A 24710-nucleotide genomic window follows, 5' to 3' on the forward strand; every position below is an offset into this window, starting at 1 on the left:
CATACCGCCGATCATGTCAATGGCGATGGTCAGAGGGCAGTATTCGCTGGCTTGACGACCTTTCCAGAATGCGCTTACCGTCTGCGAGACGAGCAGCAGCACTGCTCGGACATAGACGTCTCGAGTTCTGCTGTTGGGGGGAGGGCTCCCGATGTATGTGCTCACTGAGAGCGTCGAGCTTAGCCACGCGGATATCGCGTTGCTGGCGGAGCTTGCCAAGGGGGTCACGGTTGATCGGGTTGGCAGACGACTGGATATCAGCGGGCGCACGGTACGCCGGAGACTACGGGGTATCTGCGACCGCATCGGAGTCGCCACCGCGATCGAGGCCGTGGCCTGGGCCGCCCGCCGCCAGCTCATCTGACCGCTCGACCGGCCCAGCCGCCAGGGCCCCAGCGGTCAGAGTGCCTGTGGTGCCCGGAGGTCAGTCGGCGATGCGTACGGCGCCCGCGAACGGACGGCGGGCGATGGAGGCGATCCGTACGACGTCACCGGTCTGCGGCGCGTGGACCATCATGCCGCCGCCGATGTAGATGCCGACGTGGTGCAGGTCGCCATAGAAGAAGACCAGGTCGCCGGCGCGCAGCTCCTCCTTGGAGATGTGCCGTCCGGCCGTCCACTGGTCGCCCGTGTAGTGCGGCAGTGAGATGCCCACCCGCTGGTAGGCCGCCATCACGAGGCCGGAGCAGTCGTATGAGGTCGGCCCCTCGGCGCCCCAGACGTACGGCTTGAGCTGCTGCGTGAGCGCCCACCTGGCGGCCGTGGCGGCCTTGCCGGCGCCGATGACCGGCAGGTCGACCCGCGTGGCCCGGGTGCCGGGACGGCCGGCCTCACCGATCGCGCGCTTGAACAGGCTGCTCTCGACCTTGGAGACGAGCGTGGTGATCTTGTCGCGCTTGGTGCCGAGGTTCTCGACGATCTTCTCGACCTCGTCGATGCGCGTCTTGGCGCTGGCTCTGGCCTGCTCGGCGGCCTGCCTGGCCGTGGTCACCTGGTTGACCTCGAAGCCCTGCTGCTGCTCTATCGCGTAGGTGGTGGCCGCCTGGTCGAGGAAGCTCTCGGGGTCGTCGGAGGTGGTGAATGCCAGCGCCTGGCCGAAGCCGCCGTTGATGTAGGCGTTCTGGGCCAGCAGCGCGGCCTTGGCGCGCTTGGCGGCCAGATCGGCCTCACTGGTGGACAGCGTCTTCCGGGCCGCCTCAGCCGACTTCTTGGCGGTCTTGAGCTTCTCCCGCTGGCCGTTGAACTCCTCGCTCAGCGTCTCGATCTGGGTGTGGAGCTCTTCGGCCTGCTTGGCCAGATCCTTCAGCGAGGGCTTGGGATCGGCGACGGCGGAGCCGACGGGGGCGGCGAAGAGGAGGGTGGCGATGGTCGCCGCGATGACACCCAGCCGGGTAGGGATCTTCCGGAGCTCCGGACGGCGGGCGTGAGCGCCCGTCGGCTTCCCCTCGCGATCGCGGGTCTGCTTCACCAACCAGCTCCTCTCATCGGCGCCTACCGGGTTAGCTGACGGGTTCGGGCCGGAGCAGCCCTACCGAACGACTCGCTCGGATTCACCCCATGGGTGGTGGCGTCGGGATGAGGTCGCCACCGGCGGGTCCCCGGCTCCCCTTACGGGGATTGGGCGCGTCTCCACGCTGGCTCGCGTGGGTGACATCGTCGCTGGACACTAGTGCACTCCGGGTTCGTGCTCAACCAGAACTGCCAAGTCTGTAGAGGTTTCGCAACCGAAGGGTCACGGGGTGATCTCGTGCTTGCCGGTGCTGAACAAACTTTATGTCCTTTTTGCACCAAGTTCGTCAAGGCATGGAAGCCTATGGGCCAAGGGATCCCTCATCGTGCTCGATCAACCACGAGATGTCATGAGATGGGAGAGACGTCAGAGTTAGGGGGAGGCCGTAATCGGATCTGTACGCTGGAGACCCATGGAGCAGGTCGCCGAAGTGACAGTCCCGGACACGGAAGTCGTCGTCCGGCGTGCCCGCACGCCGGATGTCAGGACCATCCGTCTCCTGGTCGACACCTACGCGGGCGCCGGTCCCCGGCTTCTGGAGAAGGCCACCGTCACGCTGTACGAGGACGTGCAGGAGTTCTGGATCGCCGAGCGTGGCGGCCAAGTGGTCGGCTGTGGCGCGCTGCATGTGCTTTGGGAGGATCTCGCGGAGATTCGCACGGTGGCCGTCGATCCGGAGTTCCGTGGCTTCGGAATCGGGCACCGGATCGTCTCTTCCTTGATCAAAACGGCCCGGGAACTCGGCCTGCGCCGGGTTTTCTGTCTGACTTTTGAGGTGGATTTTTTCGCGAGGCATGGATTCCGCCCCGTACAGGGCACCCCGGTCTCACCCGAGGTCTATGCGGAGCTGCTGGCCTCGTACGACGAGGGTGTCGCCGAGTTCCTCGACCTCGAACACGTCAAGCCCAACACCCTGGGGAACACCCGCATGCTTCTCCACCTGACATCGGGTGACGCGGACCTTGACTAATGGGAAAGGTGATTGTTGATACCTATGTCGATACGTTGGGCAGCACAGGCATGTGTCCTGACACGTGCCACATGCGCACTCGAAGCGAGGTGACACGGTGAGCACCGGACAGCCGCCGTATCCACAGGACGAATCCGGCGAGAACTCTGCGCCTGGCGGATCTGAATACGGACATCACAACGCGGGCCGTCCCTATGGCGAGCCCGACCCGGATGCGACGGTCGTTGGCTACCGGGCGGACGACGCCTACGGTCAGCAACCCAACTACGGGCAGCAGCAGCAGGGCTACGGCCAGCAGCAGCAGTACGGGCAGCAGCCCGGCTACGGCCAGCAGCCGCAGCAACCGCAGCAACCGCAGTACGGACAACAGCCGCAGTACGGGCAGCAGCAGCCGGGCTACGGCCAGCAACCTGAATACGGTCAGCAGCCCGGATACGGTCAGCAACCCGGATACGGTCAGCAGCAGGCTTCGGGTCAGCAACCCGAGTACGGCCAGCCCAACTACGGTCAGCAGCCGCAATCGCAACCCGGTTACGGCCAGCAGCCACAATCCCAGCCTGGTTACGGCCAGCAGCCCGGTTACGGGCAGCAGCAGCCGTCCCAGCCCGGCTATGGTCAGCAGCCGCAATCGCAACCCGGTTACGGTCAGCAGCAGTACGGCCAGCAGCCCCCGTCGGGCCAGCAGCCCGGCTATGGCCAGCAGCCCAATTACGGGCAGCAGCAGCAGTCCCAGCCTGGTTACGGCCAGCAGCCCGGTTACGGGCAGCAGCAGCCGTCGCAACCCGGCTACGGCCAGCAGCAGTACGGCCAGCCGGACTACGGTCAGCAGCAACAGCAGTACGGCCAGCAGCCCGCCTACGGGCAGCAGCCGTATGGTCAGCAGCCCGGTTACGGGCAGCAGCAGCCACACGGGGTTCAGCCTCCCGGCGCCCCGGCCCCGCTCGCCGAGTGGTGGCAGCGGCTCGTGGCGAGGATCATCGACGGTGTCATCTTCGGCATCGCGAACTGGGTGATCGGTCTCGTCTTCGGGGCCATCCTGCTGGCCGGCTACAACTCCGCGACCGGCACGACGACCGGCTGGCTGGGCTACACCGCCTACAACGCCATCATCGCCGTCGTGATGACGGCGGTGTACGTCGCCTACGAGTTCTTCATGACCAAGATGAGCGGCCAGACGGTCGGCAAGATGGTCATGGGGATCAAGATCGTGCCCGCGGGCAACATGCTGCCTCCGGGCGGCCTGCCGAACGACGTGGCGCTCAAGCGGGCCGGTGGCACCTGGGGTGGATACCTCCTCGGCATCATCCCGGCTGTCGGGACGTTGCTCGGCGGGATCGTCGTCGCGCTGAACGGCGCCTCCCAGCTCTGGGACAAGCCGCTGCAGCAGACGTTCGCCGACAAGTTCAGCAACACGGTGGTAGTGAAGATCAAGTAGTCTTCGCGGACGCGAAACAGAGGCTGGCCACCGGTCGGCCTCTGTTTTGTATGTGCGGCCGGCCGCAAAATGGGTAGCGGTCGGTTCGCCGAAGGGGCGAGGTGGGTTATGACCGGGTTGCCGCCGTGGAGTGACGCCGCCCCCGCGGAATGGTGGGAACGCCTGGCCGCCCGGCTCATTGAAGCCCTCGTCTTCGGTGTCTTCTATTACATTCTGTTCATGGCGCTGTGGGGCGCCTTCCGAACTGTCGGGTTGCTGGAGGTGTTCGACGGCCGGTTGCCCGGCGTGTTCGCCTGGCTGCTCGGCGGGCTGGGATATACGGTCTATGACTGGGCCGCGCATTCCATGAGCGGCCGTACGTTCGGCAAGGCGATCATGAGGATTCGCCTGGAGCCGGGCGGCCTTCGGCGCGGTGCTCTGCTGAAACGAGCCCTGGTCTATCCGGGAGCGGCGATGGTCATGGGCATTCCGGTGCTCAATGTGCTGGCCGGAATCTTCGTCTTCGGCGTCGGGATCCTCATCTTGATCGACAAGCCGCTGCAGCGTGGACCGCACGACAGGCTCGCCGGAACGCGGGTGACCAAAGATCTTCGCTGAGCCTTGTGAGCCTGGACGGAAGTCTTTCCGCAAAATTTTCGCTTGATCCGGTAAGGAGCCTGGAGAGACTGGCATTAGGCTATGGGACGTCCGGGTTGCCGGATGTTGGCGCACATGGCACATGGACGGCATCCATGTACCACTATGGTCAGGTGCGGGCGGTTGTCCACCTCGTGAGGCATGAGGGGCGCTCATGCCCAGGCCGCTTGTGGATAAAGCGCCCATCGAAACCCCCGTCCGCTGTGGAGGCGAGGACGAATGCAGGCCCTTACCGACGTATTGTCAGCGCTGATCCCGCCGGTGGTGGTGGGCGCCGCCTTCATCTTTGGCGTAGTGAAGTTGGTCCGATCCGAGGCCGCTGGACGCCGTCCAAACCGCCAGGATCAGGCCGAGAACCACAACTGAGCCGCCGCTCAGCAGAATCTCTGTAGCGCTGAATTGTCTCCGCGCCTTTCCGGGTATATGTTTGCCCTGGCGAATGAAACAATGCTCCGCGAAAGGATTGCGTAGATGGCCAAGCAGATCCAGGAGATTCTCATCGATGACCTCGATGGGGGCGAGGCCAATGAGACGGTCAGCTTCGCTATTGACGGCTCCTCCTATGAGATTGACCTGAGCGACCTTAACGCCAAGAAGCTGAGGGACGCGCTCACGCCTTTCGTACAGCACGCTCGTCGGTCCGGTGCCGTGACCACGCGTCGGCGCGGTCGCGGCGGGCAGCGTGCGATGAGCCGCGAGAAGAGCTCGGAGATCCGGCAGTGGGCCAAGGCTCACGGTCTGCCGGTGAGCGAGCGTGGCCGAATCGCCTCTACCGTGGTGGAGAAGTACGAACAAGCTCACTAGAGAGCCATCTCCTGACCATGCGCTTATGCCGCTCGCCTAAGAACCCCGGCGAACGCCATAAGCGCATGATCATTTATAGGGTGCTTCCCAAATGCTGGACGGTTCGTGACGGTGATCTTCTAATCGCCCATATGTGATCATTTTGGGCTGCCCGCTCGGTCGATTCCGGGCGGTTTTCTGTCATGGTGCGGTCCGGCCCCGGTGTGGGCTCCCCGGTGCCGTGACTGCCCGGATCGGTAACCGCGACGGCCCGGATCGGTAACCTCGCTGACCGGACCGGCGATTTCGCGCCCTGCGTGCCGTGCCGGGATCGGGATTTCGCGGCCTGCCGGGTGCCCTGGCGCGATCGGGATTCCGCGACCCGCGGGTGCCGTACCACGATCGATTGGCGGCAGGCGCGCTTCCTTACATAGGATGTTTGCGTATGGCTCAAGGATGAGGCATCGGCGATGCGCGGGCGGGCTCTCTCCCCGGCACCGGCCGCGAGCCGATCCATGTTGATCTGCCGGTGCCGTGGCGACCAATTCCAGGCGCTTCACGGAAGCGCCCTAAACATCGTTCGCTTGCGGCGTATCGGGAACACGTAACCCCCGATCGGTAGTTGGATAGAGGGTGAACGCCCTGCTCCCGGGGAACGTCTCTGCTATAGAGCGTGTCAGTGGCAGTGGGCACGGTTCGCCGAGCCAGGGCTAGCATGCGGGATGACGGGACCGGATTTACCGGCCTGACTGACCGCTCTGTGAGGAGCGACGAGATGTTCGAGAGGTTCACCGACCGAGCAAGGCGGGTTGTCGTCTTGGCCCAAGAAGAGGCCAGGATGCTCAACCACAACTACATCGGCACTGAGCACATTCTTCTTGGTTTGATCCATGAAGGTGAGGGCGTAGCCGCCAAGGCTCTGGAGAGCCTGGGCATCAGCCTTGAAGGAGTGCGTCAGCAGGTCGAGGAGATCATCGGCCAGGGCCAGTCGGCTCCGTCGGGGCACATTCCGTTCACCCCGCGGGCCAAGAAGGTTCTTGAGCTGTCGCTCCGTGAGGCTTTGCAGCTGGGTCACAACTACATCGGCACCGAGCACATCCTGCTCGGGCTCATCCGTGAGGGTGAGGGTGTGGCCGCCCAGGTGCTGGTCAAGCTTGGAGCCGATCTCAACCGTGTCAGGCAGCAGGTCATCCAGTTGCTCCACGGTTACCAGGGCAAGGAGCCGGCCGCCGCGGGCGGTCCGCAGGAGTCGGCCCCGTCGACCTCCCTGGTGCTCGACCAGTTCGGCCGCAACCTGACCCAGGCCGCCCGCGAGGGCAAGCTGGATCCGGTCATCGGCCGTGAGAAGGAGATCGAGCGGGTCATGCAGGTCCTCTCCCGGAGGACCAAGAACAACCCGGTTCTGATCGGCGAGCCCGGCGTCGGCAAGACCGCCGTCGTCGAGGGCCTGTCGCAGAAGATCGTCAGGGGCGAGGTGCCCGAGACGCTGAAGGACAAGCAGCTCTACACCCTTGACCTCGGCGCTCTGGTGGCGGGCTCGCGCTACCGCGGCGACTTCGAAGAGCGCCTGAAGAAGGTGCTCAAGGAGATCCGCACGCGCGGCGACATCATCCTGTTCATCGACGAGCTGCACACGCTCGTCGGCGCGGGCGCGGCCGAGGGCGCGATCGACGCGGCCAGCATCCTCAAGCCGATGCTGGCGCGTGGCGAGCTGCAGACCATCGGCGCCACGACCCTCGACGAATACCGCAAATACCTGGAGAAGGACGCCGCTCTGGAGCGGCGCTTCCAGCCGATCCAGGTGGCCGAGCCCTCGCTCAGCCACACGATCGAGATCCTCAAGGGTCTGCGCGACCGCTACGAGGCCCACCACCGGGTGTCCATCACCGATGGCGCGCTGGTGGCCGCCGCGCAGCTGGCCGACCGCTACATCAGCGACCGCTACCTGCCCGACAAGGCGATCGACCTCATCGACGAGGCCGGTTCGCGGATGCGCATCCGCCGGATGACCGCTCCGCCGGACCTGCGCGAATACGACGAGAAGATCGCCAACGTCCGCAGGGACAAGGAGTCCGCGATCGACGCGCAGGACTTCGAGAAGGCGGCCGCGCTCCGTGACCAGGAGAAGCAGCTCCAGCTCAAGCGCGAGCGGCGCGAGAAGGAGTGGAAGGCCGGCGACATGGACGTCGTGGCCGAGGTCACCGAGGAGCTCATCGCCGAGGTCCTGGCCACGGCCACCGGCATCCCGGTCTTCAAGCTGACCGAGGAGGAGTCGCAGCGCCTGCTCCGCATGGAGGACGAGCTGCACAAGCGGATCATCGGTCAGGACGACGCCATCAAGGGCCTGTCCAGGTCGATCCGGCGCACCCGCGCCGGGCTGAAGGACCCGCGCCGTCCCGGTGGCTCGTTCATCTTCGCCGGCCCGTCCGGTGTCGGTAAGACCGAGCTGTCCAAGGCGCTGGCGGAGTTCCTCTTCGGTGACGAAGACGCTTTGATCAGCCTGGACATGTCGGAGTTCATGGAGAAGCACACCGTCTCCCGGCTGTTCGGCTCGCCTCCCGGCTACGTCGGCTACGAGGAGGGCGGCCAGCTCACCGAGAAGGTGCGGCGCAAGCCGTTCTCCGTGGTCCTGTTCGACGAGATCGAGAAGGCCCACCCCGACATCTTCAACTCGCTGCTGCAGATCCTGGAAGACGGTCGCCTGACCGACGCCCAGGGCCGGGTGGTCGACTTCAAGAACACGGTCATCATCATGACCACCAACCTCGGCACCCGCGACATCTCCAAGGGCATCGGGGTCGGGTTCGCCAAGTCCAACGACGCCGACTCCAACTACGAGCGGATGAAGTCCAAGGTCCAGGAGGAGCTCAAGCAGCACTTCCGGCCTGAGTTCCTCAACCGTGTCGACGACATCGTGGTCTTCCACCAGCTGACGCCGGCGGAGATCATCCTGATCGTGGACCTGATGCTCGCTCAGGTCGACGCCCGGATGAAGGACCGCGACATGGGGCTCGACGTCTCGCCCGAGGCCAAGCAGCTGCTCGCCGACCGTGGTTACGACCCGGTCATGGGTGCCCGGCCGCTGCGCCGGACCATCCAGCGCGAGCTGGAGGACTCGCTGTCGGAGAAGATCCTGTACGGCGAGCTCCGTCCGGGGCAGATCGTCAAGGTCACCATCGAGGGCGAAGGCGACGACGCGAAGTTCATCTTCGTCGGTGAGGACGCGGCGTCCAGCCAGGTCCCCGACTCGGCCGCGGCGATCGCGGCGCCGATCAAGAACTGACGGCGCCCGAGTTCGACCTAGGAACCCCCCTGTGATCTCTCACAGGGGGGTTCCGTCGTTTTCTGCGTCGTTGCCTAATTTTTGGAAACCTGGGTACACCGCCACCGCGAGTAGTACTACACTGCGTAGAGCAATGCCAAGTCTCAGCCAAGTCGTCCCCAAGGCGGCGTTTTCAGGGTGAGGGCTGCTCCCTGGGGAGTACTAGGGAATCAACTCAGGGCGGACGCGTGCGCCCCCCGGCAGCAGGCATGCTCGACAGGTCCGCATGATCCCTAAGGCGGGCGACGGGAACGACCATGCAAGCCGTGGAGGATTCAATGCGTCTGCGTCACGATGACGGAACGCTGGTTCACCTCGCCTACAACGCAGGCGTACACCCGGCGGAGGACCTGGAGAATCTGATCGCGCACCTGACCCGCTACGCGGTGCCGGTGCGCAAGCGGCTCGGGGTCGAGCGCATGGGTGTGGGGCTGTGGCTCTCGCCCGGCGTGGCCGACCACCTCACGGCCGACCGCATCGAGCTCGTACGGCTGCGCAGGTCGCTGGAGGAGCGCGGCCTGGAGGTGGTGAGCCTCAACGGCACCGGCGGGCGCAACCTGGAGGTGCCCGGCCCCGACTGGGCCAAGCCGGAGCGCTACCGCTACACGATGGCGCTGGCCAAGATCCTCGCGTTCCTGCTGCCCGACGACGTACGCTTCGGCAGCATCTCCACCATCCCGATCGGCTGGCGCCACGACTGGCCCGCCGACCTGCACGCCATCGCCACCCGGCGGCTCGAACGGCTGGCCAGGGAGCTGCGCGGCATCTACAGCGTCACCGGCAAGACCATCCGCGTCGGCTTCGAGCCGTGGCCCGGCTGCGTGCTGGAGACGACCGAGCAGGCGCTGGAGCGGGTGTGCGGGATCGACTCCGAGCACCTGGGCGTCTGCCTCGACGCCTGCCATCTGGCCTGCGGCGACGAGGAGCCGGGCGCGGCACTGCGCGGGCTGGCCGCCGCGGGCGCACCGGTGGTCAAGCTGGGGCACGTGCACAACCACGCGGGCGATACGCCCAGCACGGGCGCGGTGCTGTACGACACGATGGCGGCGATGCTGTCGGGTGCGGTCAGCGGCAGCGCGCACATCGAGGTCGAGACGCACAACCTGGCGGTCCCAGGGCGCGCCAAGGGGCCGGGGGCCCTGGTGTCCCTGCTGGCCGAACAGCTCGACTGGGCCCGCAACAGCCTGACCGGCCTGGGCCTGCAACTCGCCGCGTAGCCCCGGCCACGGGTTCGCCGACCTCGTAGCTCGGCGGTCCGATCCCCCCGGGCGGTCCGATCCCCCCCGGGCGGCCAGGGCCGGATGAGCCGGTCAGGAGTGGGGCAGGCGGTAGGTGCCGTCGTCGAGGTGCTCGGCCAGGCCGTCCGTGATCAGGCCGTCCAGGGCGCGCTCGCGTTGCACCGGGTCGTCCCACACCACGTCGAGCGCCGCCTTGGGTACGGGGCCGTGGGCGGCTCGCAGCACGGCCAGCAGGCGGCCCCGGCACTGCCGATCGGTCCCCGCGTACGTCTGGCCCTTGCGGGCGGGCCCGTCGTGCGGCGGTTTGCCGGCCAGGCGCCACGCGCACACCTGGGCGATCGGGCAGTCGGCGCAGCGCGGCGTACGAGCCGTGCAGACCAGGGCGCCCAGCTCCATGACGGCCACGCCCCAGCGGGCGGCGCCGAGTTCGGGCAGGAGCGTCTCGGCCAGGCGGCGTTCGACGGCGGAGGTGGCCGTCGGCGGATACTCCTCGGCCCGTACCGCCCTGGCGAACACCCGCCGGACGTTGGTGTCGAGGATCGCGTGCCGCCCGCCGTACGCGAAGCTGGCGACCGCGGCGGCGGTGTACTCGCCGATGCCGGGCAGCGCCAGCAGGGTCGCGTGATCTGACGGCACCTCGCCGCCGTGCTCCTCGGTGATGGCCTTGGCGCACGCGTGCAGCCGCAAGGCCCGGCGCGGGTAGCCGAGCCTGCCCCAGTGGCGTACGGCCTCGCCGGGGAGCTCTGCGGCCAGGGCCTTCGGGGTGGGCCAGCGGTCCATCCACTCGTGCCAGATGGGCAGGACGCGGACGACCGGGGTCTGCTGCAGCATGATCTCGCTGACGAGCACACCCCAGGGTGTCGCGTCGGGGGTACGCCACGGGAGGTCTCGGGCGTTGTCCTCGTACCACTCCAGAACGGGGACGTGTAGGAGGTTCGGCTCAACCACGCGCCCTAGGCTATGCCGAGATGGCGACCAGCGGCGTGTCGTCACCCTCCGTGGCCAATGGATTACCATGCTGTGAGTATGGATCCGGATACGATGGGTGACGGCAGCGGAGACGTCTACTGGCGACGGCGCATGAGCGTGCTGGTAGCGGTTCTCGTCGTGGTGGCGGTTGTCGCTTGGGCGTGTTCCAGCGGGGGGAGTGGGCCGCAGCGTTCCTCCAGCGCGCAGACCTCCACGAGCGCGTCGCCCTCGACGGATCCGCTGCTCGATGGCCTGCGCACCCTCACCATGGGCACGGCCACCCCCACGGCGTCGGTGTCGGTGTCGCCCGCACCGAGCCCCAGCAAGGTCACGCTCACGCCCATGACCCGGCCCAAGCGGCCGGGCGAGCCCTGCACCGAGGCCGACCTGGTGCTCAGCATGCAGGGCAAGCAGGACGTCTACGCGGCGGGCGCCCAGCCCAACTTCCTCATCTCGTTGGTCAACACCGGCCCCGTCATGTGCTTGGCCGATGTGGGTCCGCGCTCCTTGGAGGTGCGCATCACCTCCGGGGAGGACCGGATCTGGTCGACCTCCGACTGCGTCAGCGGCGAGGCGACCGAGATCAAGCAGTTGCAGCGCGGGGTTCCGTGGGTGCGCTCGCTCGACTGGAATCGGCGCCGCTCCAGCGGCGACTGCCGTACCGACCCGCCGGCCGCCCTGCCGGGGACCTACGTGGCCGTGGTGCGCATGGGCAAGCTCAAAAGCCCGATGGGCGTCTTCCACCTCCGCTGAGCAGGCCCGCCGAGCATGGTGAGCCTGTCAGACGTAGCGCTCCAGGATGGAGGACTCCGCGAGGCGGGAGAGCCCCTCGCGGACGCTGCGCGCCCGGGACTCGCCGACGCCGCCCACCGCCTGGAGGTCGTCGATGCTGGCCGCCAGCAGCTTCTGCAGGCCGCCGAAGTGGTTGACCAGCCGATCGACCACGGTGGCGGGCAGGCGGGGCACCTTGGCCAGGAGGCGGAACCCACGCGGGCTGACCGGGCTGTCGAGCGTTTCGTCGCCGCTGTGTCCCAGCACGTGGGCGACCGTCGAGAGGTCGAGCAGCTCCTCGCCCGAGAGCTGGTCGAGGTCGTGCATGGCCTCCGCGAGGCGCCGGTGCCGGCGGCCGGCGGGGGCCGGGAGGTAGTCGCGGACGACCAGTTCGCGCTCCGAGTCGACGCCCGCCACCAGCTCGTCCAGCTGCAGCGACAGGAGCCGGCCGTCGGTGCCGAGCTCGACCACGTAGCCCTTGATCTCGTCGGAGATGCGCCTGACCATCTCCAGGCGCTGGGCGACGGCGGCCACGTCGCGGACCGTCACCAGGTCCTCGATCTCCAGGGCCGACAGCGTGCCGGAGACCTCGTCGAGGCGGTGCTTGTAGCGTTCGAGCGTGGCGAGGGCCTGGTTGGCCTTGGACAGGATGGCCGCCGACTCCTCCAGCACGTAGCGGATGCCGTCGAGGTAGAGGGCGATGATCCGCATCGACTTGCTGATCGCGATGATCGGCAGGCCGGTCTGGCGGGCGACCCGCTGCGCGGTGCGGTGGCGGGTGCCCGACTCGTCGGTCGGGATGCCCGGGTCGGGCACCAGGTGCACGGCGGCGCGGACGATCCGCTGGCCGTTGCCCACCACGATCGCGCCGTCCATCTTGGCCAGCTCGCGCAGCCGCGTGGCGGAGAACTCGACGTCGAGCTCGAATCCGCCGCTGGACACCTCTTCGACGACCTTGTTGTAGCCGAGCACGATCAGGCCGCCGGTCTGACCGCGCAGGATCCGCTCCAAGCCGTCGCGCAGTGGTGTGCCCGGGGCCACGGAGGCCAGGGCTTCGCGACGGCGGTCGTCGAGACTCCTGTCGTTTGGCACGTGACCCCCGTGTCGAATAGTCAAGCCAAGCTTAGCCGCGCTATGTGACGTGCGTGAGTGCGTCCCAGACGTTCTCCACCTCGACCACCTCGAAGCCCGCCGCGAACGCCACCGGCCCGACGGGCACCAGCGAACGCTGCCCATCCCGTTGCCCGTCGCGCCGGCGAGTGCCTTGATCGAGGGAGCCGGCGGGCACCAGCCCGCGCTTGAACCCCAGCCTGGCGGCCTCGCTCAGCCGCCGCCGGACGTCCTTCACCGGGCGCAGCTCGCCGGACAGCCCCACCTCGCCCATGGCCACCAGACCGGCCGGCAGTGGCTTGTCGCCGGCCGCGCTGGCCACCGCCAGCATCACCGACAGGTCGATGGCCGGGTCGGACAGCTTGATGCCGCCGACGGTCGCGGTGAACACGTCGCAGCCCCCCAGCTTGGCGTTGAGCCGGCGTTCGAGCACGGCCAGGATCATCTGCACCCGATAGGTGTCGAGCCCCGAGGAGCTGCGTCTGGGCTGCTGTGCCTCGGTGCGGGCGACCAGGGCCTGCACCTCGGCCGGCAGCGGCCGGGTGCCCTCGACCGTGACGGTCACGCAGGTGCCCGGCACCGGCTGGCTGCGCCGCGAGACGAACAGCCCGCTCGGGTCGGTGATGCCCTCGATGCCGCGCTCGTGCAGGTCGAAGCAGCCGACCTCCTCGGTGGGGCCGAACCGGTTCTTGATCGCGCGGACCATCCGCAGCCGGGAGTGGCGGTCGCCCTCGAAGTTGAGCACGACGTCGACCAGGTGCTCGAGGGTGCGCGGACCGGCGATCGAGCCTTCCTTGGTGACGTGGCCGACGAGCACGGTGGCCATGTTGCGCTCCTTGGCCAGCCGTACGAGATTGGCGGCCACCTCCCGCACCTGCGTCACCCCGCCCGGCACGCCGGTGGTCTGCGCGGAGCCGACCGTCTGCACCGAGTCGACGACGAGCAGCTTGGGCTGGACCTTGTCGACGTGCGCGACCAGCGCCGACAGCTCGGTCTCCGCCGCGAGGTAGAGCTGGTCGCGGATGGCGCCGATGCGGTCGGCCCGCAGGCGCACCTGGGCCGCCGACTCCTCGCCGGTCACGTACAGGACGGTGTCGCGCTCGGCGATGCGGGCGGCCGCCTCGAGCAGCAGCGTCGACTTGCCGATGCCGGGCTCGCCGGCCAGCAGCACCACCGCGCCGGGCACCAGCCCGCCGCCGAGAACCCGGTCGAGCTCGCTCACCCCGGTCGTGCGCGCGGCCGCCATCTCGGCCTTGACCTGGCCGATCGGTATCGCCGGCGCGGTCGTCGCGCCGGCCTGGACGACGTGCACCCCGGCGCGCGCGCCCTCCTCGTCGACCGTGCCCCACGCCTGGCACTCGCCGCACCGGCCCACCCACTTCGTGGTGCGCCACCCGCACTCGGCGCAGCGGTATCCGGGCTTCTGCGCAGACTTGACCATGCGGAGCAGGCTAGCGGGCCGCGCCGACAATCTTCACCAGGTACGGGCGGTCAGGCCAGGCCGAGTTCGGCCTCGATCATGCGCTTCGGCTTGGCCCCGACGACCTGCTTGACCGGCTGCCCGTTCTCGAACAGCAGCATCGTGGGCAGCCCCATGACGCCGTAGCGGGCCGAGATCTCAGGGTTCTCGTCGCTGTTGAGCTTGCCGATGGTCAGACCGTGCTCGGCCTCGATCTCCGCGAGCACGGGGGCGACCATGCGGCATGGTCCGCACCATTCGGCCCAGAAGTCGACGAGCACCGGCTGGTCGCTCTTGAGCACCTTCTCCTCGAAGTTCGCGGTGGTCAGCTCGATCATTTCTCTCCTCTAAGAACGCAGCCAGGGCACGCCGCGCCCAGCTGGGCGGCGACCTCGGCGCGGCGGGCGAGCAGGACGCGGATCTCGTCGTCGATCTGGGCCAGCTTGCGCTGGTAGACGGCGACCGACTCGCTGCAGGAGCCGCCCGTGCTGTGGCCGGAGCGCAGGCAGTCGACGAAGGGCCGCGTGTCCTCCAGCGTGAATCCCACGGACAGCAGCGCCCGGATCTCGGACACCAGCTTGATGTCGTCCTCCGCGTAGTCGCGGTAGCCGTTGGACCCGCGTCTGGCCGTGAGCAGCCCGTGCTCCTCGTAGTAGCGGAGTGATCGGGTGCTCACCCCGGTCCGTTCGGCCAGCTCTCCGATGCGCATGGGTCCACGGTAGACGTTGACACTGACGTCAATGTCAAGCCGCCTTGGTGATGGTCTGTGATGGTTGGTGTCCTTCTGGGGGGATACCCCCTCCAGGGGGCGGAAGAAGGGGGCTGGGGTTCCTTTGGGGGACGTCTCCTTCGGGGAGCGGAGGGACGGAGACCCGGCGGATGTTCGTGGGCGTCGCGCCAACTAGTACGAGCGCCAGCGCAGCACGTTCGGGTAGGGCAGGTCGAGGCCGGGGGTCTCGGCGATCGCCTGGGCGGCCACCTCGGGGGTGAACTCGATGCGCAGCACCGACTCCAGGTCGGCGCGGCGGGAGAAGGCCATTCGCAGGTCGAGCGGCTGTCGCTGCCACCCGTGGAGGTCCCAGAAGGACTCCACCGCTCTGGCGGAGTAGGTGGGCACCGTGCGCTGGAACCATCTGCCGAAGGCCCCGCGGGTGGCGTCCAGGTCGATGACGAAGGCCGTGCCGCCCCGCCGTACGACGCGGGAGAGCTCCCGTAAGCCGGGCTCGCAGCCGGGGCCGAAGAAGTAGGCCCATCGCGCCACCGCCACGTCCACGGACGCGTCCGGCAGGGGCAGGGCCTGTGCGGTGGCGGCGTGGATCTCGACGGAGGGGAGCGCGGCGCAGCGGCGGCGGGCGAGCGCGACCAGGTCGCCGTGCGGCTCGACGCCGATCACCTTCGCCGCCTCGGCCGCGAAGGCCGGCAGGTGGTAGCCGGTGCCGCAGCCGATGTCGAGCACCGTGGCGCCGTCCCAGGAGCGCAGCGCGCGCATCGCCGCGTTGGCGGCGCCGTCAGGGTCGACGGCGCGATTCTCCAGCTCGTAGACCTGGGGAGAGTTCCAGATGTTGGGGCTGGGGATGGCGCCCTTGGCGATCCGTGGCATGGTCCAACCGTAGGGCTCGCGCGCCAGATCGGCGTCACCGGCTTAGGCTGGCAACGTGGCTGACGTCATCCGAGTGCCCAGTGCGAAGATCGCATTGTCCACCGCTTCGGTATATCCAGAACGCACCCCCGACGCGTTCGAGCTGGCCGCGCGCCTGGGTTACGACGGGGTCGAGATCATGGTCGGCGCCGATCCCGTGAGCCAGGACATCGACGTGATCGAGCGGCTCTCGGAGCATTACGAACTCCCCGTGCTGGCCATCCACGCGCCCTGCCTGCTCGTCACGCAGCGCGTCTGGGGCCGCGACCCCTGGGCCAAGCTGGTCAAGGCGCAGAAGGCGGCCGAACGATTGGGCGCCTCGACGGTCGTGGTGCACCCACCGTTCCGCTGGCAACGCGAATACGCGCGCGACTTCGAGGCCGGGCTGGCCCGCATGCGTGAGGAGACCGGAGTCACGTTCGCGGTGGAGAACATGTTCCCGCTCAAGGCCAGGGGCAACGACGTGGTTCCCTACTCACCCGACTGGAACCCGACCGACTACGACTTCCCGCACGTCACGCTCGACCTGTCGCACACGGCCGTCTCGGGCACCGACGCCATGGAGATGGCCACCAAGCTCGGCGACCGTCTCGCGCACCTGCACCTGGCCGACGGCCTCGGTGTGACGAACAAGGACGAGCACCTCGTGCCCGGCAGAGGCAACCAGCCGTGCGCGCCCATGCTGGAACGGCTGGCCAAGTCCGGCTACGGCGGCCTGGTCGTGCTGGAGATCAACACTCGCAAGGCCGCCAGCCGTACGGAGCGGATCGACGACCTCGCCGAGGCCTTGGCCTTCGCCCGCCTCTACCTGGCGGCCGCCCGATGAGCGTCGGACCGATGAGGAAACTGGGCAAGGTGTTCGACAGCGTCGCCGACGCCTACGACGCGGCCCGGCCGACGTACCCCGACGAGATGTACCACGCGCTGTCGGAGGTGTCCGGCGTCGAGTTCGCCGGTGCGACGGCGGTCGACGTGGGCGCCGGCACCGGCATCCTGACGCGCGCGCTGCGCGCCCGCGGCTCACGGGTGGTCGCGGTGGACGCGGGCGCGGAGATGCTGGCCCGCCTGCACTCGAAGGTCGAGGACGACGGCACGGCGGCGGTGCTGGCCGACGGCAACGCGCTGCCGCTGGCGGACGGGTTCGCCGATCTGGTGACCTACGCCCAGTCCTGGCACTGGCTGGACCCGGTGGTCTCGATCGCCGAGGCCAGGCGGGTGCTGCGGCCCGAGGGGGCCATCGTGGGCTGCTGGAACTTCGCCCACGCCGCTCAGGCCGATTGGCTGGCCGCCTATGAGGTGCGGCTGGCGGAGGCGTGCCCGACCTACTGGGGCCAGGCGCTGGAGGAGTGGTCCGTGCCGCCCATCGCCGCCGCCCTGGACGTGGTCGGGGAGCGCTGGATCGCCTGGACGCGGCTGATCGGCATCGAGGACTTCCTGCTGGATCTCCGCTCGCATTCCTACATGGCGGCGCTGTCCCCGGAGGCCGCCGACGAGCTCGTCGCGCGACAGCGGACGGAACTGCGCAAGGTCTTCCCCGAGGGCGTCATGCACGTGCCGATGCGCGTCTACCTGGTGGTTGGCAGGTGACTACCGAACCTACAAAGCGTCGACCGGGGCGGCGGCCGGGGGCGGCGGATACGCGGGGGGAGATTCTCGCCGCGGCCCGGCGGGTCTTCGCCGAGAAGGGGTTCGACAAGGCGACCGTGCGCGGCATCGCCAGGGAGGCCAAGGTCGATCCCGCCCTGGTGCACCACTACTTCGACACCAAGGAAGGCATGTTCGCGGCGGCGATGCAGTTGCCGGTCAGCCCCGAACAGGTCGTGCCGGTGCTGCTCGACGGGCCGCGCGAGGAGATCGGGGAGCGGCTCGTCCGGCTGCTCCTGACGGTGACGGCTCAGCCCGAGACGCGTGAGCCGATGATCGCGCTGATCCGGTCGGCCATGACGAACCAGCAGGCCGAGATGATGTTCCGGGAATTCATCACAAACGCCCTGCTCTTCCGGGTCGCCGACCGGCTCGAGGTGCCGCCGCTGCGGATCGAGGCCGCTTTCGGGCAGATCTTCGGCATCGTCATGGGTCGTTACGTGCTCAAGCTGGAGCCGCTGGCGAGCGCCGATCCCGAGGAACTGGTCGAGTTGCTGGCCCCGACGATACAGCGCTACTTGACGGGATAGAGCATTGTTCTGGGCGCGCCACCGGCCATAAGGTTACTAGTCGGTAGGATTCCGGAAGTGCCTGGCCGGTGACGTCACCGTACGCTGGCAGCCAACGTCGTCAGTGGGAGGTCCCGTGCTCTGGGTGGCCATCATCGGGCTCGTCATGACCGTCCTGGCGGTCGCCGTGGCGGGCCGCAGGACATTGTTCCTGTACAAACTCGCCACGGTGGGCCCGCCCGCGCCCGAACGGATCGAGTACGCGAAGACGCACGCGGGCGATGAGCTGAAGGCTCAGCTGGTGGAGGTGTTCGGGCAGAAGAAGCTGCTCAAGTGGACGCCGTCCGGTGTGGCGCACTTCTTCGTGATGTGGGCGTTCTTCATCCTGCTGACCGTCTACATCGAGGCGTACGGCGCCATCATCCAGGGCGCGATCACCGGCGAGCCCGACTTCCACATCCCGCTCATCGGCACCTGGGCGGTGCTCGGCTTCCTGCAGGACTTCATCGCGGTGGCCTGCCTGCTCGGCCTGATCACCTTCGCGGCCATCCGGATCAAGAACTCACCCAAGACGCTCGGCCGCAAGTCCCGCTTCTCCGGCTCCCACCTCGGGGGCGCCTGGCTCGTCCTGTTCATGATCTTCAACATCATCTGGACGCTGTTCCTGGCCCGTGGCGCGGCGGCGGCCAACGGCAACTTCCCCTACTCCACGGGCGCCTTCGCGTCGCTGGGCCTGGGCAAGATCCTGCCGGCCAGTTCGGTGCTGGAGGAGATCGCGCTGCTCCTGCACATCGGCTTCATGCTGGTGTTCCTGGTCATCGTGGTGCACAGCAAGCACCTGCACATCTTCACGGCGCCGCTGAACGTGCTGTTCTCCCGCCGCCCCGACGGCCTGGGCGCCGCGCCCGAGTTGCGCGTCGACGGCAAGCCAGTGGACTTCGAGGACGAGGACCTGGACCCCGAGCGGCTCGGCCGGGGCAAGATCGGCGACACCACCTGGAAGGGCTTCCTCGACTTCTACAGCTGCACCGAGTGCGGCCGTTGCCAGTCGCAGTGCCCCGCGTGGAACACCGACAAGCCGCTGTCGCCGAAGATGCTCATCCTCGACCAGCGCGACCACGCCTTCAAGGTGGCCCCCTACCTGATGGCCGCCTCCACCGAGCACGCCGACACCGACGTGCTGGCGCTGCTGAACAAGCCGCTGGTCGGTGAGGAGGGTGTGATTCACCCCGACGTCCTGTGGTCCTGTACGAACTGCGGCGCCTGCGTCGAGCAGTGCCCGGTCGACATCGAGCACATCGACCACATCCTCGACATGCGCCGCTACCAGGTGATGGTGGAGTCGTCGTTCCCGTCGGAGGCGGGGGTGATGGTCAAGAACCTGGAGAACAAGGGCAACCCCTGGGGCATGTCCGAGATGAAGCGGGCCGACTGGATCTCCGAGCTGGACTTCGAGGTCGAGCTGGTCGAGGACAAGATGCCCGAGGACGCCGAATACCTGTTCTGGGTCGGCTGCGCGGGCGCGCTCGAAGACCGGGCCAAGAAGACCACCAAGGCCGTCGCCGAGCTGCTGCACATCGCGGGCGTGAAGTTCGCCGTGCTCGGCCCGATGGAGGCGTGCACCGGTGACCCGGCCCGCCGACTGGGCATGGAATACCTGTTCAACATGCTCGCCCAGCAGAACATCGAGACCCTCAACGAGGCGGGCGTCAAGAAGATCGTCGCCACCTGCCCCCACTGCTTCAACACCCTGGCCAACGAATATCCGCAGCTCGGCGGCACCTACGAGGTCGTACACCACACGCAGTTGCTGGCCAAGCTGGTCGACGAGGGACTGCTCACCCCGATCACGCCGATCGAGGAGAAGATCACCTACCACGACCCGTGCTTCCTCGGCCGCCACAACAAGGTCTACTCCCAGCCCCGCGACATCATGTCGAAGGTGCCCGGCGTACAGACGCAGGAGATGCACCGGCACAAGGACCGCGGTTTCTGCTGCGGCGCCGGCGGCGCCCGGATGTGGATGGAAGAGCGCATCGGCAAGCGCATCAACACCGAGCGGGTCGACGAGGCGCTGACCACCAATCCTGACACCGTCTCCACCGCCTGCCCGTTCTGCATGGTGATGCTCGGCGACGCCATCAACGAGAAGAAGAACACCGGCGAGGCGAAGGAGTCCCTCGAGGTCGTGGACGTGGCCCAGCTCCTGATCAAATCGGTTAAAAGCAGCTCCTGACGGGGGAATGTCGGACTCCTCTACAGCGCTTGTAGAGGAGTTCCGCACGTCAGGGGGCCCAAGTGCGGCAAAACTGCCATCCACATAACGGGAAAATCACGGTAACCTCAACGTCGCATGGCTTCATTCGACGGGGAGGGGGCTCGTGATGCGCGTCGTCGTCACAGACGCGGAAGTCACGCTCGCCGACGTGCTCTCCCTGCGACTCGCGATCGAGGAGCCGCTGAGGGAAGGCACAGAGCTCGTGCTCAGGCACCGGACGACGGGGGTCGAGCGGGACGTGTTGCTCGGCACGCCGGGGGCCAGGACGCGGGAGGCCAGCCTGGCGGTGTCGCTGGCGCCGCTGATGCTCAGCCCCGGCCGCTGGGACGCCTACCTGCGCCGCGAGGGCAAACGCGCGCGGCTGCGCAGCATCGACCCGGGTTTCTCGCTCGACCACCTCGACGCCTACGCCCTGTGCAAGCGGACCCTCGCCTATCGCTCCTATCGCACCCGCAACGGGTTCCTGGCGCTGAAGATAGCCGACGCGGAGCCCGCGGCGGAGGTGCGCTCCATCTGGTTCAGGGAGGGCCGGTTCGAGGTGATGGGCCTGCTCGCCTACACCGGCCTGGAGGACGACGACTCGCGCCACGAGGCCAGACTGGCGCTCCAGCGCGAGCAGGCCGCCGGGACGACCATCCGCACGGTGGCCACGGTGCAGGGGGTGCGCTTCCACGCCGCGTTCTCCCTGGTCGACGTCGTCGAGGCCGATCCGGAGTCCTCGGGCGTCTGGGAACCGTCGCTGGAGGTCGAAGGGGTGCCGACGCCCATGGCCCTGGGCGCCCGGCTCGACGACATCGACGGCAAGCGCCGCCGCCTGCACTACCCGTCCGCCAGGGTCGACGGGGTGGCCGTCCGGCCCGCCTACACCGCCGAGGACGAACTGCGGATCGAGGTGGGCCGGTGAAGGTCAGCATCGTCGTCTCGTCCGCGTACTCCATGCGCGGCGAGGTGCGCTCCACCCTCAACCTCGCCACCGCCCTGGCCGACCGCCGGCACGACGTCGAGGTGATCAGCCTCAGACGGCACAAGGACAAGCCGTTCTTCCCCGTCAGCCCGAAGGTGGCTCTGCGCGCCGTGGTGGACGTCCGGCCCGGCGTCAGGCACCTGTTGCCGAGAGGGCAGGTACGCACCGAGGTGGCGCTGTGGCGGGTGCTACGCGGCCTCAAGACCGACGTCCTCATCACCACCAGGCCGGGGTTGAGCGTCCAGGCGGCCAGGCACGCGCCACGGGAGACGCTCAAGCTGGCCAGGGAGTGGACGAACCCGGCGATACCCGGGCCCGTCAAACGCTTCTATCCGCGCCTCGACGCGGTCGTCACGGCCACGGAGAGCGCGCAGGAGGAGTGGGGCAGCCTGCTGGGCGGCGGGACGCCCGTACACGCCGTGCCGGACGCGCTGCCCGACGGCCCGTGGCCGCGCTCACGGATGGACAACCGCATCGTCGCGGCGGGCGGCAGCTGGGAGCCCGTCAAGGCGTACGACAGGCTTATCCGGGCGTTCGCCACCATCGCCGACAAGCGGCCGGACTGGCAGCTGCGGCTGTACGGCGGCGGCCCCGAGGAGCGGCGGCTGCGCGCTCTCGTCCGGGAGCTCGACCTGCACAACCACGTCTACTTCATGGGCGTCACACCGGACCTGGCGGGCGAGTTCGCCAAGGCGTCGATCGTGGCCAACACCTCGAGCACCGCCGATCTCGGCATGACCGTGCTGGAGGCCATGGGCTGCGGGGTGCCGGTGGTGGCCTTCGACGGCGCCAGGGGTCCGAACGAGTTCGTGGCCACCGGCTACAACGGGGTGCTGGTGCCGGCGGCCGACGGCGGGCTGGAGATGTTCGCGGCCGCGTTGCTCGCGCTGATCGACGACGAGCGCCGGCGCCGCTCGCTCGCGGCGGGCGCGTTGGAGACGGCCATCAGGCACGAGGCGACTGGAGTGGGCGAGCAGTGGGAGAAACTGATCAGCGACCTCCGCTGAGCGATTCCGCTTCCGGGTACCTTAGGAGCATGCATGGGTACAGCGGAGACAAGCAGGCATATCTGACGCGGCTCAGGCGCATCGAGGGGCAGATCAGGGGCCTGCAGCGGATGGTCGACGATGACGCCTACTGCATCGATGTGCTGACCCAGGTGTCCGCGGCGACACGGGCGCTGCAGGCGGTGGCTCTCGGGCTGCTGGAGGAGCACATCTCGCACTGTGTGGCCGACGCCATCAACACCGGCGGGCCCGAGGCGGAGGCGAAGGTCAAAGAGGCGTCAGCGGCGATCGCGCGTCTCGTCCGTTCGTAGGAGACGGCGGGCTCAACTGACTAGTCATGTTGTGCCGTGGCGAACCATCCCGGAAAACGACCGTCCCGGACCCAACAGGATCCGGGACTAGGTCATTAGTGATGGTCTTCAGCGGCTCGCCGAAGTCCGCAATCCGAGCGCGTCGTCGAGCTCGTCCAAGGTCAACCGCCGCTCGCTGATAGCGACGGCGGTGAGCACCTCGGCGTAGAGCGCAATCTCGTCCAACGCGACACGGTCGTGGACCCGAGAGTCCAGGTCGTCGTGCCCCACCGCGTCGTCCTTCCTTCCGCAGCCCACACCCTCTACGAGGTTACGGCGGGGGCCCTTCCGGCGACATGGCCCATCGGAGTCATTCCTTTGAACGCCACCTGGGCCCCACGGGGATCATTTCCCCAATCCGAGATCACAATTCAGCTAATGGTGCGTTGCCTCAAGTCTTAGAACGATATAGGCGGAGATAGGGTGAAATAGCGGTATTAGTGGTTTAGAACGGCAAGTCATCGCGTTCGGGGATCAAGCGGTGGACGAGCGCCGCCGCTCCCGCGAACCCGCGCTCCGGAACCCGCGCACCCGTGACCCGGCCCCACGCCAGCCCGACGGCGTACGCGGCCCCCAGCACGGCCGCCGCGGCCGCCCGATCGGGCGGCTCGACCCCGGATCCTGACGCCCGCGCCTCCCCCCGCACAGGCGCCGACCGCCGCTCCGCCTCAGACGCCCGCGACCCCTCCCGCACGGGCGCCGACGGCCGCTCCACCTCAGACGCCCGCGACACACCGAAGCCCGGCGCGCCCGTTCCGGGAAGAGCGTGCGCCCCTGTCTCGGGCATGGCGTGTGCGCCTGTTCCGGGGAGAGCGTGGGCTCCCGCTTCGGGTATGGCGTGTGCGCCCGTTCCCGGCAGGGCGTGGGCCCCTGTCTCAGGTACGGCCTGCGCGCCCGTCCTCGGTACAGCCGCGTAGGCGCCCGTCTCCGGCGGCCCGGCGCGCCACGGATAGGGCAACGGCGCCTGCGTGGGGAAGCCCTCGGGCTGGGTGGTCTCCGCCGCCGAGGTGCTCGTCAGCCCCGCCTGGGCGAGCTCCTCGTACGCCCGCCGCAACCGATGGTCCAGGAACCCGGGCAGCAGCCCCCGCGAGTCGGAGAGGTCCGCCAGGAAGGCCGCCGCCGCCCGGGACGGCTCGGTGGTGAAGTCCAGCGCCTCCAGCAGGTCGTAGACGGTGTGCCGGAAGTGCGTCTCGGGGTCGGTCTCCACCAGTGCCGCCCGGCCCAGCCGCTCCGGCAGCCGGTCGAGCCACGCCTGGCGTACCGTGTGGTCGTCGCGCAGGGCCGCGCGGTCGTCGAGGTGCGGCTGCCGGAGCGTGGGCTCCACCATCGTGAGCAGCGCCAGCGCGCGCGGCCTGAAGCGGGGGTCGGACAGCAGGATCTGGGCCGTGTCGGCCATCGTGGCGGCCAGCCGGAGCGCGGCGCGGGAGTGACCGGCGCGCAGCCGCTCGGAGACGAGCGTGACGAGGTCGAGCAGCGGCGGCGCGGGCAGCCAGCGCACCCACTCGTCACCGGGCAGCGGCCGCCGCAGGTATTCGCCGAAGGCCGTGATGAGCCGCTCGTTGCCGTCGAAGGCGGGCGCGTACGCGCACCACATGATCGTCCCCCAGATCGCGGCGACCGTGCTCGGCACGTCTCTGGCGAAGATCGCGTCGAAGGCGCTCAACGGATAGTCGCGCTCCGACCGGCGTTCCTCGGCCCGCAGTAGCAGCCGGATCTGGTCGGTGAGCCCGGTGGGCACGTCGGGGCCGACGAATGCCTGGGTGGAACCAGGCTCGGCGGCGAAGTCCGGCCCGCGGGGGATCACCCGGACGGGCAGCACCGCGGCGGGGTGCCGGGCGTCACGCGTACGAGCGTCCCTGGGCGGCGGCGACAGATGCCAGCGGCCGTCGGCGGGGTCGTGCAGATACCAGCGCGCGTGCGCCCCGAACAGCCACCGGTCCCCTTCGGGCGTCACCAGGGCTCTGGCCGCTATCACCTGGGCGCGATCGGGCACGGGAAGTCCCGGCCAGCGCGGGTCCGCGACCATCGCGCGGACCGCCGCCTCGACGGCGGTGAACGCATTCCAGGAGCGCACGGCGGCCATCGTACTGGTCCGATCTGAATCAACAACGGGCTT

The 24710-nt window shown here is 68.4% G+C and carries 24 protein-coding genes, 1 pseudogene and 1 riboswitch; of the genes and pseudogenes, 15 read left to right on the forward strand and 10 right to left on the reverse strand.

The window, feature by feature from the left end; genetic code table 11:
• Nucleotides 1-151: 151 nt before the first annotated feature.
• Nucleotides 152-364: a LuxR C-terminal-related transcriptional regulator gene (locus AB0B61_RS12115; protein ID WP_358431164.1), complete on the forward strand. Its 213-nt coding sequence runs from the start codon at nt 152-154 to the stop codon at nt 362-364.
• Between the two features lie 60 nt (nt 365-424).
• Here AB0B61_RS12115 and AB0B61_RS12120 read toward each other — a convergent pair whose 3' ends face one another.
• Nucleotides 425-1468, reverse strand: coding sequence for a C40 family peptidase (locus tag AB0B61_RS12120; RefSeq protein ID WP_358431166.1), 1044 nt, complete (start codon nt 1466-1468; stop codon nt 425-427).
• Between the two features lie 5 nt (nt 1469-1473).
• Nucleotides 1474-1634, reverse strand: a riboswitch (cyclic di-AMP (ydaO/yuaA leader).
• 288 nt (nt 1635-1922) lie between these two features.
• On the opposite strand from AB0B61_RS12120, the gene AB0B61_RS12125 reads away from it, so the two are divergent.
• On the forward strand, nt 1923-2480 hold the full coding sequence (locus tag AB0B61_RS12125; RefSeq protein WP_357653942.1) for an amino-acid N-acetyltransferase: 558 nt from the start codon (nt 1923-1925) through the stop codon (nt 2478-2480).
• A gap of 22 nt (nt 2481-2502) precedes the next feature.
• Here the strand turns inward: AB0B61_RS12125 and AB0B61_RS12130 are convergent, their stop codons facing one another.
• Complete coding sequence (locus AB0B61_RS12130) at nt 2503-3390, reverse strand: hypothetical protein (protein WP_358431395.1); 888 nt, start codon at nt 3388-3390, stop codon at nt 2503-2505.
• 45 nt (nt 3391-3435) lie between these two features.
• Between AB0B61_RS12130 and AB0B61_RS12135 the strand changes: the two are divergent.
• The 5 genes and pseudogenes from AB0B61_RS12135 to AB0B61_RS12155 all read left to right on the forward strand — a co-directional run.
• A pseudogene (locus AB0B61_RS12135) lies at nt 3436-3915 on the forward strand (RDD family protein); the annotation flags it as partial.
• 108 nt (nt 3916-4023) lie between these two features.
• Entirely contained in the window at nt 4024-4512 is a 489-nt protein-coding gene (locus AB0B61_RS12140; RefSeq protein WP_358431169.1) for an RDD family protein, read from the forward strand.
• Nucleotides 4513-5022: 510 nt separating this feature from the next.
• Nucleotides 5023-5355, forward strand: a complete 333-nt coding sequence (locus AB0B61_RS12145; protein ID WP_357653944.1) for an Lsr2 family protein — start codon at nt 5023-5025, stop codon at nt 5353-5355.
• Between the two features lie 754 nt (nt 5356-6109).
• Entirely contained in the window at nt 6110-8617 is a 2508-nt protein-coding gene (locus tag AB0B61_RS12150) for an ATP-dependent Clp protease ATP-binding subunit (protein WP_358431172.1), read from the forward strand.
• A 317-nt stretch (nt 8618-8934) separates the two neighbouring features.
• On the forward strand, nt 8935-9873 hold the full coding sequence (locus AB0B61_RS12155) for a TIM barrel protein (protein ID WP_358431174.1): 939 nt from the start codon (nt 8935-8937) through the stop codon (nt 9871-9873).
• A 93-nt stretch (nt 9874-9966) separates the two neighbouring features.
• Here AB0B61_RS12155 and AB0B61_RS12160 read toward each other — a convergent pair whose 3' ends face one another.
• Nucleotides 9967-10842, reverse strand: a complete 876-nt coding sequence (locus AB0B61_RS12160) for an A/G-specific adenine glycosylase (RefSeq protein WP_358431177.1) — start codon at nt 10840-10842, stop codon at nt 9967-9969.
• Between the two features lie 78 nt (nt 10843-10920).
• Here AB0B61_RS12160 and AB0B61_RS12165 point away from each other — a divergent pair, with 78 nt between their 5' ends.
• Nucleotides 10921-11616, forward strand: a complete 696-nt coding sequence (locus AB0B61_RS12165) for a hypothetical protein (protein ID WP_358431180.1) — start codon at nt 10921-10923, stop codon at nt 11614-11616.
• A gap of 27 nt (nt 11617-11643) precedes the next feature.
• On the opposite strand, the gene disA is transcribed toward AB0B61_RS12165, so the two are convergent.
• The 5 genes from disA to AB0B61_RS12190 form a co-directional block, all read right to left on the reverse strand.
• A complete protein-coding gene (disA, locus tag AB0B61_RS12170) occupies nt 11644-12726 on the reverse strand; it encodes a DNA integrity scanning diadenylate cyclase DisA (protein ID WP_357938822.1) in 1083 nt (360 codons plus the stop codon).
• Between the two features lie 40 nt (nt 12727-12766).
• On the reverse strand, nt 12767-14185 hold the full coding sequence (radA, locus tag AB0B61_RS12175; RefSeq protein ID WP_358431182.1) for a DNA repair protein RadA: 1419 nt from the start codon (nt 14183-14185) through the stop codon (nt 12767-12769).
• A 50-nt stretch (nt 14186-14235) separates the two neighbouring features.
• A complete protein-coding gene (gene trxA, locus AB0B61_RS12180) occupies nt 14236-14541 on the reverse strand; it encodes a thioredoxin (protein WP_358431185.1) in 306 nt (101 codons plus the stop codon).
• Nucleotides 14538-14912 carry a MerR family transcriptional regulator gene (locus AB0B61_RS12185; RefSeq protein ID WP_358431187.1) on the reverse strand — a complete coding sequence of 125 codons (375 nt, stop codon included), beginning with the start codon at nt 14910-14912 and terminating at the stop codon, nt 14538-14540. Before AB0B61_RS12185 ends, trxA begins: the two co-directional genes overlap by 4 nt.
• Nucleotides 14913-15104: 192 nt before the next feature.
• Nucleotides 15105-15803 (reverse strand): class I SAM-dependent methyltransferase, encoded by a 699-nt coding sequence (locus AB0B61_RS12190; RefSeq protein WP_358431190.1) that lies wholly within the window; start codon nt 15801-15803, stop codon nt 15105-15107.
• A 55-nt stretch (nt 15804-15858) separates the two neighbouring features.
• Here AB0B61_RS12190 and AB0B61_RS12195 point away from each other — a divergent pair, with 55 nt between their 5' ends.
• From AB0B61_RS12195 to AB0B61_RS12225, 7 genes are all read left to right on the forward strand, one after another.
• The gene (locus AB0B61_RS12195; RefSeq protein WP_357938832.1) at nt 15859-16668 is read left to right on the forward strand and encodes a sugar phosphate isomerase/epimerase; all 810 of its coding nucleotides are present in this window, start codon (nt 15859-15861) and stop codon (nt 16666-16668) included.
• Nucleotides 16669-16679: 11 nt separating this feature from the next.
• Nucleotides 16680-17429, forward strand: a complete 750-nt coding sequence (locus tag AB0B61_RS12200; RefSeq protein ID WP_358431192.1) for a class I SAM-dependent methyltransferase — start codon at nt 16680-16682, stop codon at nt 17427-17429.
• Nucleotides 17426-18016 (forward strand): TetR family transcriptional regulator, encoded by a 591-nt coding sequence (locus tag AB0B61_RS12205; protein WP_358431195.1) that lies wholly within the window; start codon nt 17426-17428, stop codon nt 18014-18016. The genes AB0B61_RS12200 and AB0B61_RS12205 overlap by 4 nt, the downstream gene beginning before the upstream one ends.
• A gap of 115 nt (nt 18017-18131) precedes the next feature.
• Nucleotides 18132-20231, forward strand: a complete 2100-nt coding sequence (locus AB0B61_RS12210; protein WP_358431198.1) for a (Fe-S)-binding protein — start codon at nt 18132-18134, stop codon at nt 20229-20231.
• Nucleotides 20232-20379: 148 nt separating this feature from the next.
• A complete protein-coding gene (locus tag AB0B61_RS12215; protein WP_358431200.1) occupies nt 20380-21177 on the forward strand; it encodes a hypothetical protein in 798 nt (265 codons plus the stop codon).
• Complete coding sequence (locus AB0B61_RS12220) at nt 21174-22244, forward strand: glycosyltransferase (RefSeq protein WP_358431203.1); 1071 nt, start codon at nt 21174-21176, stop codon at nt 22242-22244. The genes AB0B61_RS12215 and AB0B61_RS12220 overlap by 4 nt, the downstream gene beginning before the upstream one ends.
• Before the next feature lie 29 nt (nt 22245-22273).
• Nucleotides 22274-22555, forward strand: coding sequence for a metal-sensitive transcriptional regulator (locus tag AB0B61_RS12225; protein ID WP_080044376.1), 282 nt, complete (start codon nt 22274-22276; stop codon nt 22553-22555).
• A gap of 108 nt (nt 22556-22663) precedes the next feature.
• On the opposite strand, the gene AB0B61_RS12230 is transcribed toward AB0B61_RS12225, so the two are convergent.
• Together AB0B61_RS12230 and AB0B61_RS12235 are read right to left on the reverse strand one after the other, a co-directional pair.
• Entirely contained in the window at nt 22664-22825 is a 162-nt protein-coding gene (locus AB0B61_RS12230) for a hypothetical protein (protein WP_175589978.1), read from the reverse strand.
• A 214-nt stretch (nt 22826-23039) separates the two neighbouring features.
• The gene (locus AB0B61_RS12235; protein ID WP_358431206.1) at nt 23040-24668 is read right to left on the reverse strand and encodes a hypothetical protein; all 1629 of its coding nucleotides are present in this window, start codon (nt 24666-24668) and stop codon (nt 23040-23042) included.
• Nucleotides 24669-24710 lie beyond the last annotated feature (42 nt).

It is taken from the genome of Nonomuraea sp. NPDC049158, assembly GCF_040648335.1.
GTDB lineage: Bacteria > Actinomycetota > Actinomycetes > Streptosporangiales > Streptosporangiaceae > Nonomuraea.

Bases quoted from the DNA above. Each gene is read 5' to 3' on its own strand.
- AB0B61_RS12115 (WP_358431164.1), top strand. From the start codon at position 152: ATGTATGTGCTCACTGAGAGCGTCGAGCTTAGCCACGCGGATATCGCG.
- AB0B61_RS12125 (WP_357653942.1), top strand. From the start codon at position 1,923: ATGGAGCAGGTCGCCGAAGTGACAGTCCCGGACACGGAAGTCGTCGTC.
- AB0B61_RS12140 (WP_358431169.1), top strand. From the start codon at position 4,024: ATGACCGGGTTGCCGCCGTGGAGTGACGCCGCCCCCGCGGAATGGTGG.
- AB0B61_RS12145 (WP_357653944.1), top strand. From the start codon at position 5,023: ATGGCCAAGCAGATCCAGGAGATTCTCATCGATGACCTCGATGGGGGC.
- AB0B61_RS12150 (WP_358431172.1), top strand. From the start codon at position 6,110: ATGTTCGAGAGGTTCACCGACCGAGCAAGGCGGGTTGTCGTCTTGGCC.
- AB0B61_RS12155 (WP_358431174.1), top strand. From the start codon at position 8,935: ATGCGTCTGCGTCACGATGACGGAACGCTGGTTCACCTCGCCTACAAC.
- AB0B61_RS12165 (WP_358431180.1), top strand. From the start codon at position 10,921: ATGGATCCGGATACGATGGGTGACGGCAGCGGAGACGTCTACTGGCGA.
- radA (WP_358431182.1), bottom strand. From the start codon at position 14,185: ATGGTCAAGTCTGCGCAGAAGCCCGGATACCGCTGCGCCGAGTGCGGG.
- trxA (WP_358431185.1), bottom strand. From the start codon at position 14,541: ATGATCGAGCTGACCACCGCGAACTTCGAGGAGAAGGTGCTCAAGAGC.
- AB0B61_RS12185 (WP_358431187.1), bottom strand. From the start codon at position 14,912: ATGCGCATCGGAGAGCTGGCCGAACGGACCGGGGTGAGCACCCGATCA.
- AB0B61_RS12190 (WP_358431190.1), bottom strand. From the start codon at position 15,803: ATGCCACGGATCGCCAAGGGCGCCATCCCCAGCCCCAACATCTGGAAC.
- AB0B61_RS12200 (WP_358431192.1), top strand. From the start codon at position 16,680: ATGAGGAAACTGGGCAAGGTGTTCGACAGCGTCGCCGACGCCTACGAC.
- AB0B61_RS12215 (WP_358431200.1), top strand. From the start codon at position 20,380: ATGCGCGTCGTCGTCACAGACGCGGAAGTCACGCTCGCCGACGTGCTC.
- AB0B61_RS12225 (WP_080044376.1), top strand. From the start codon at position 22,274: ATGCATGGGTACAGCGGAGACAAGCAGGCATATCTGACGCGGCTCAGG.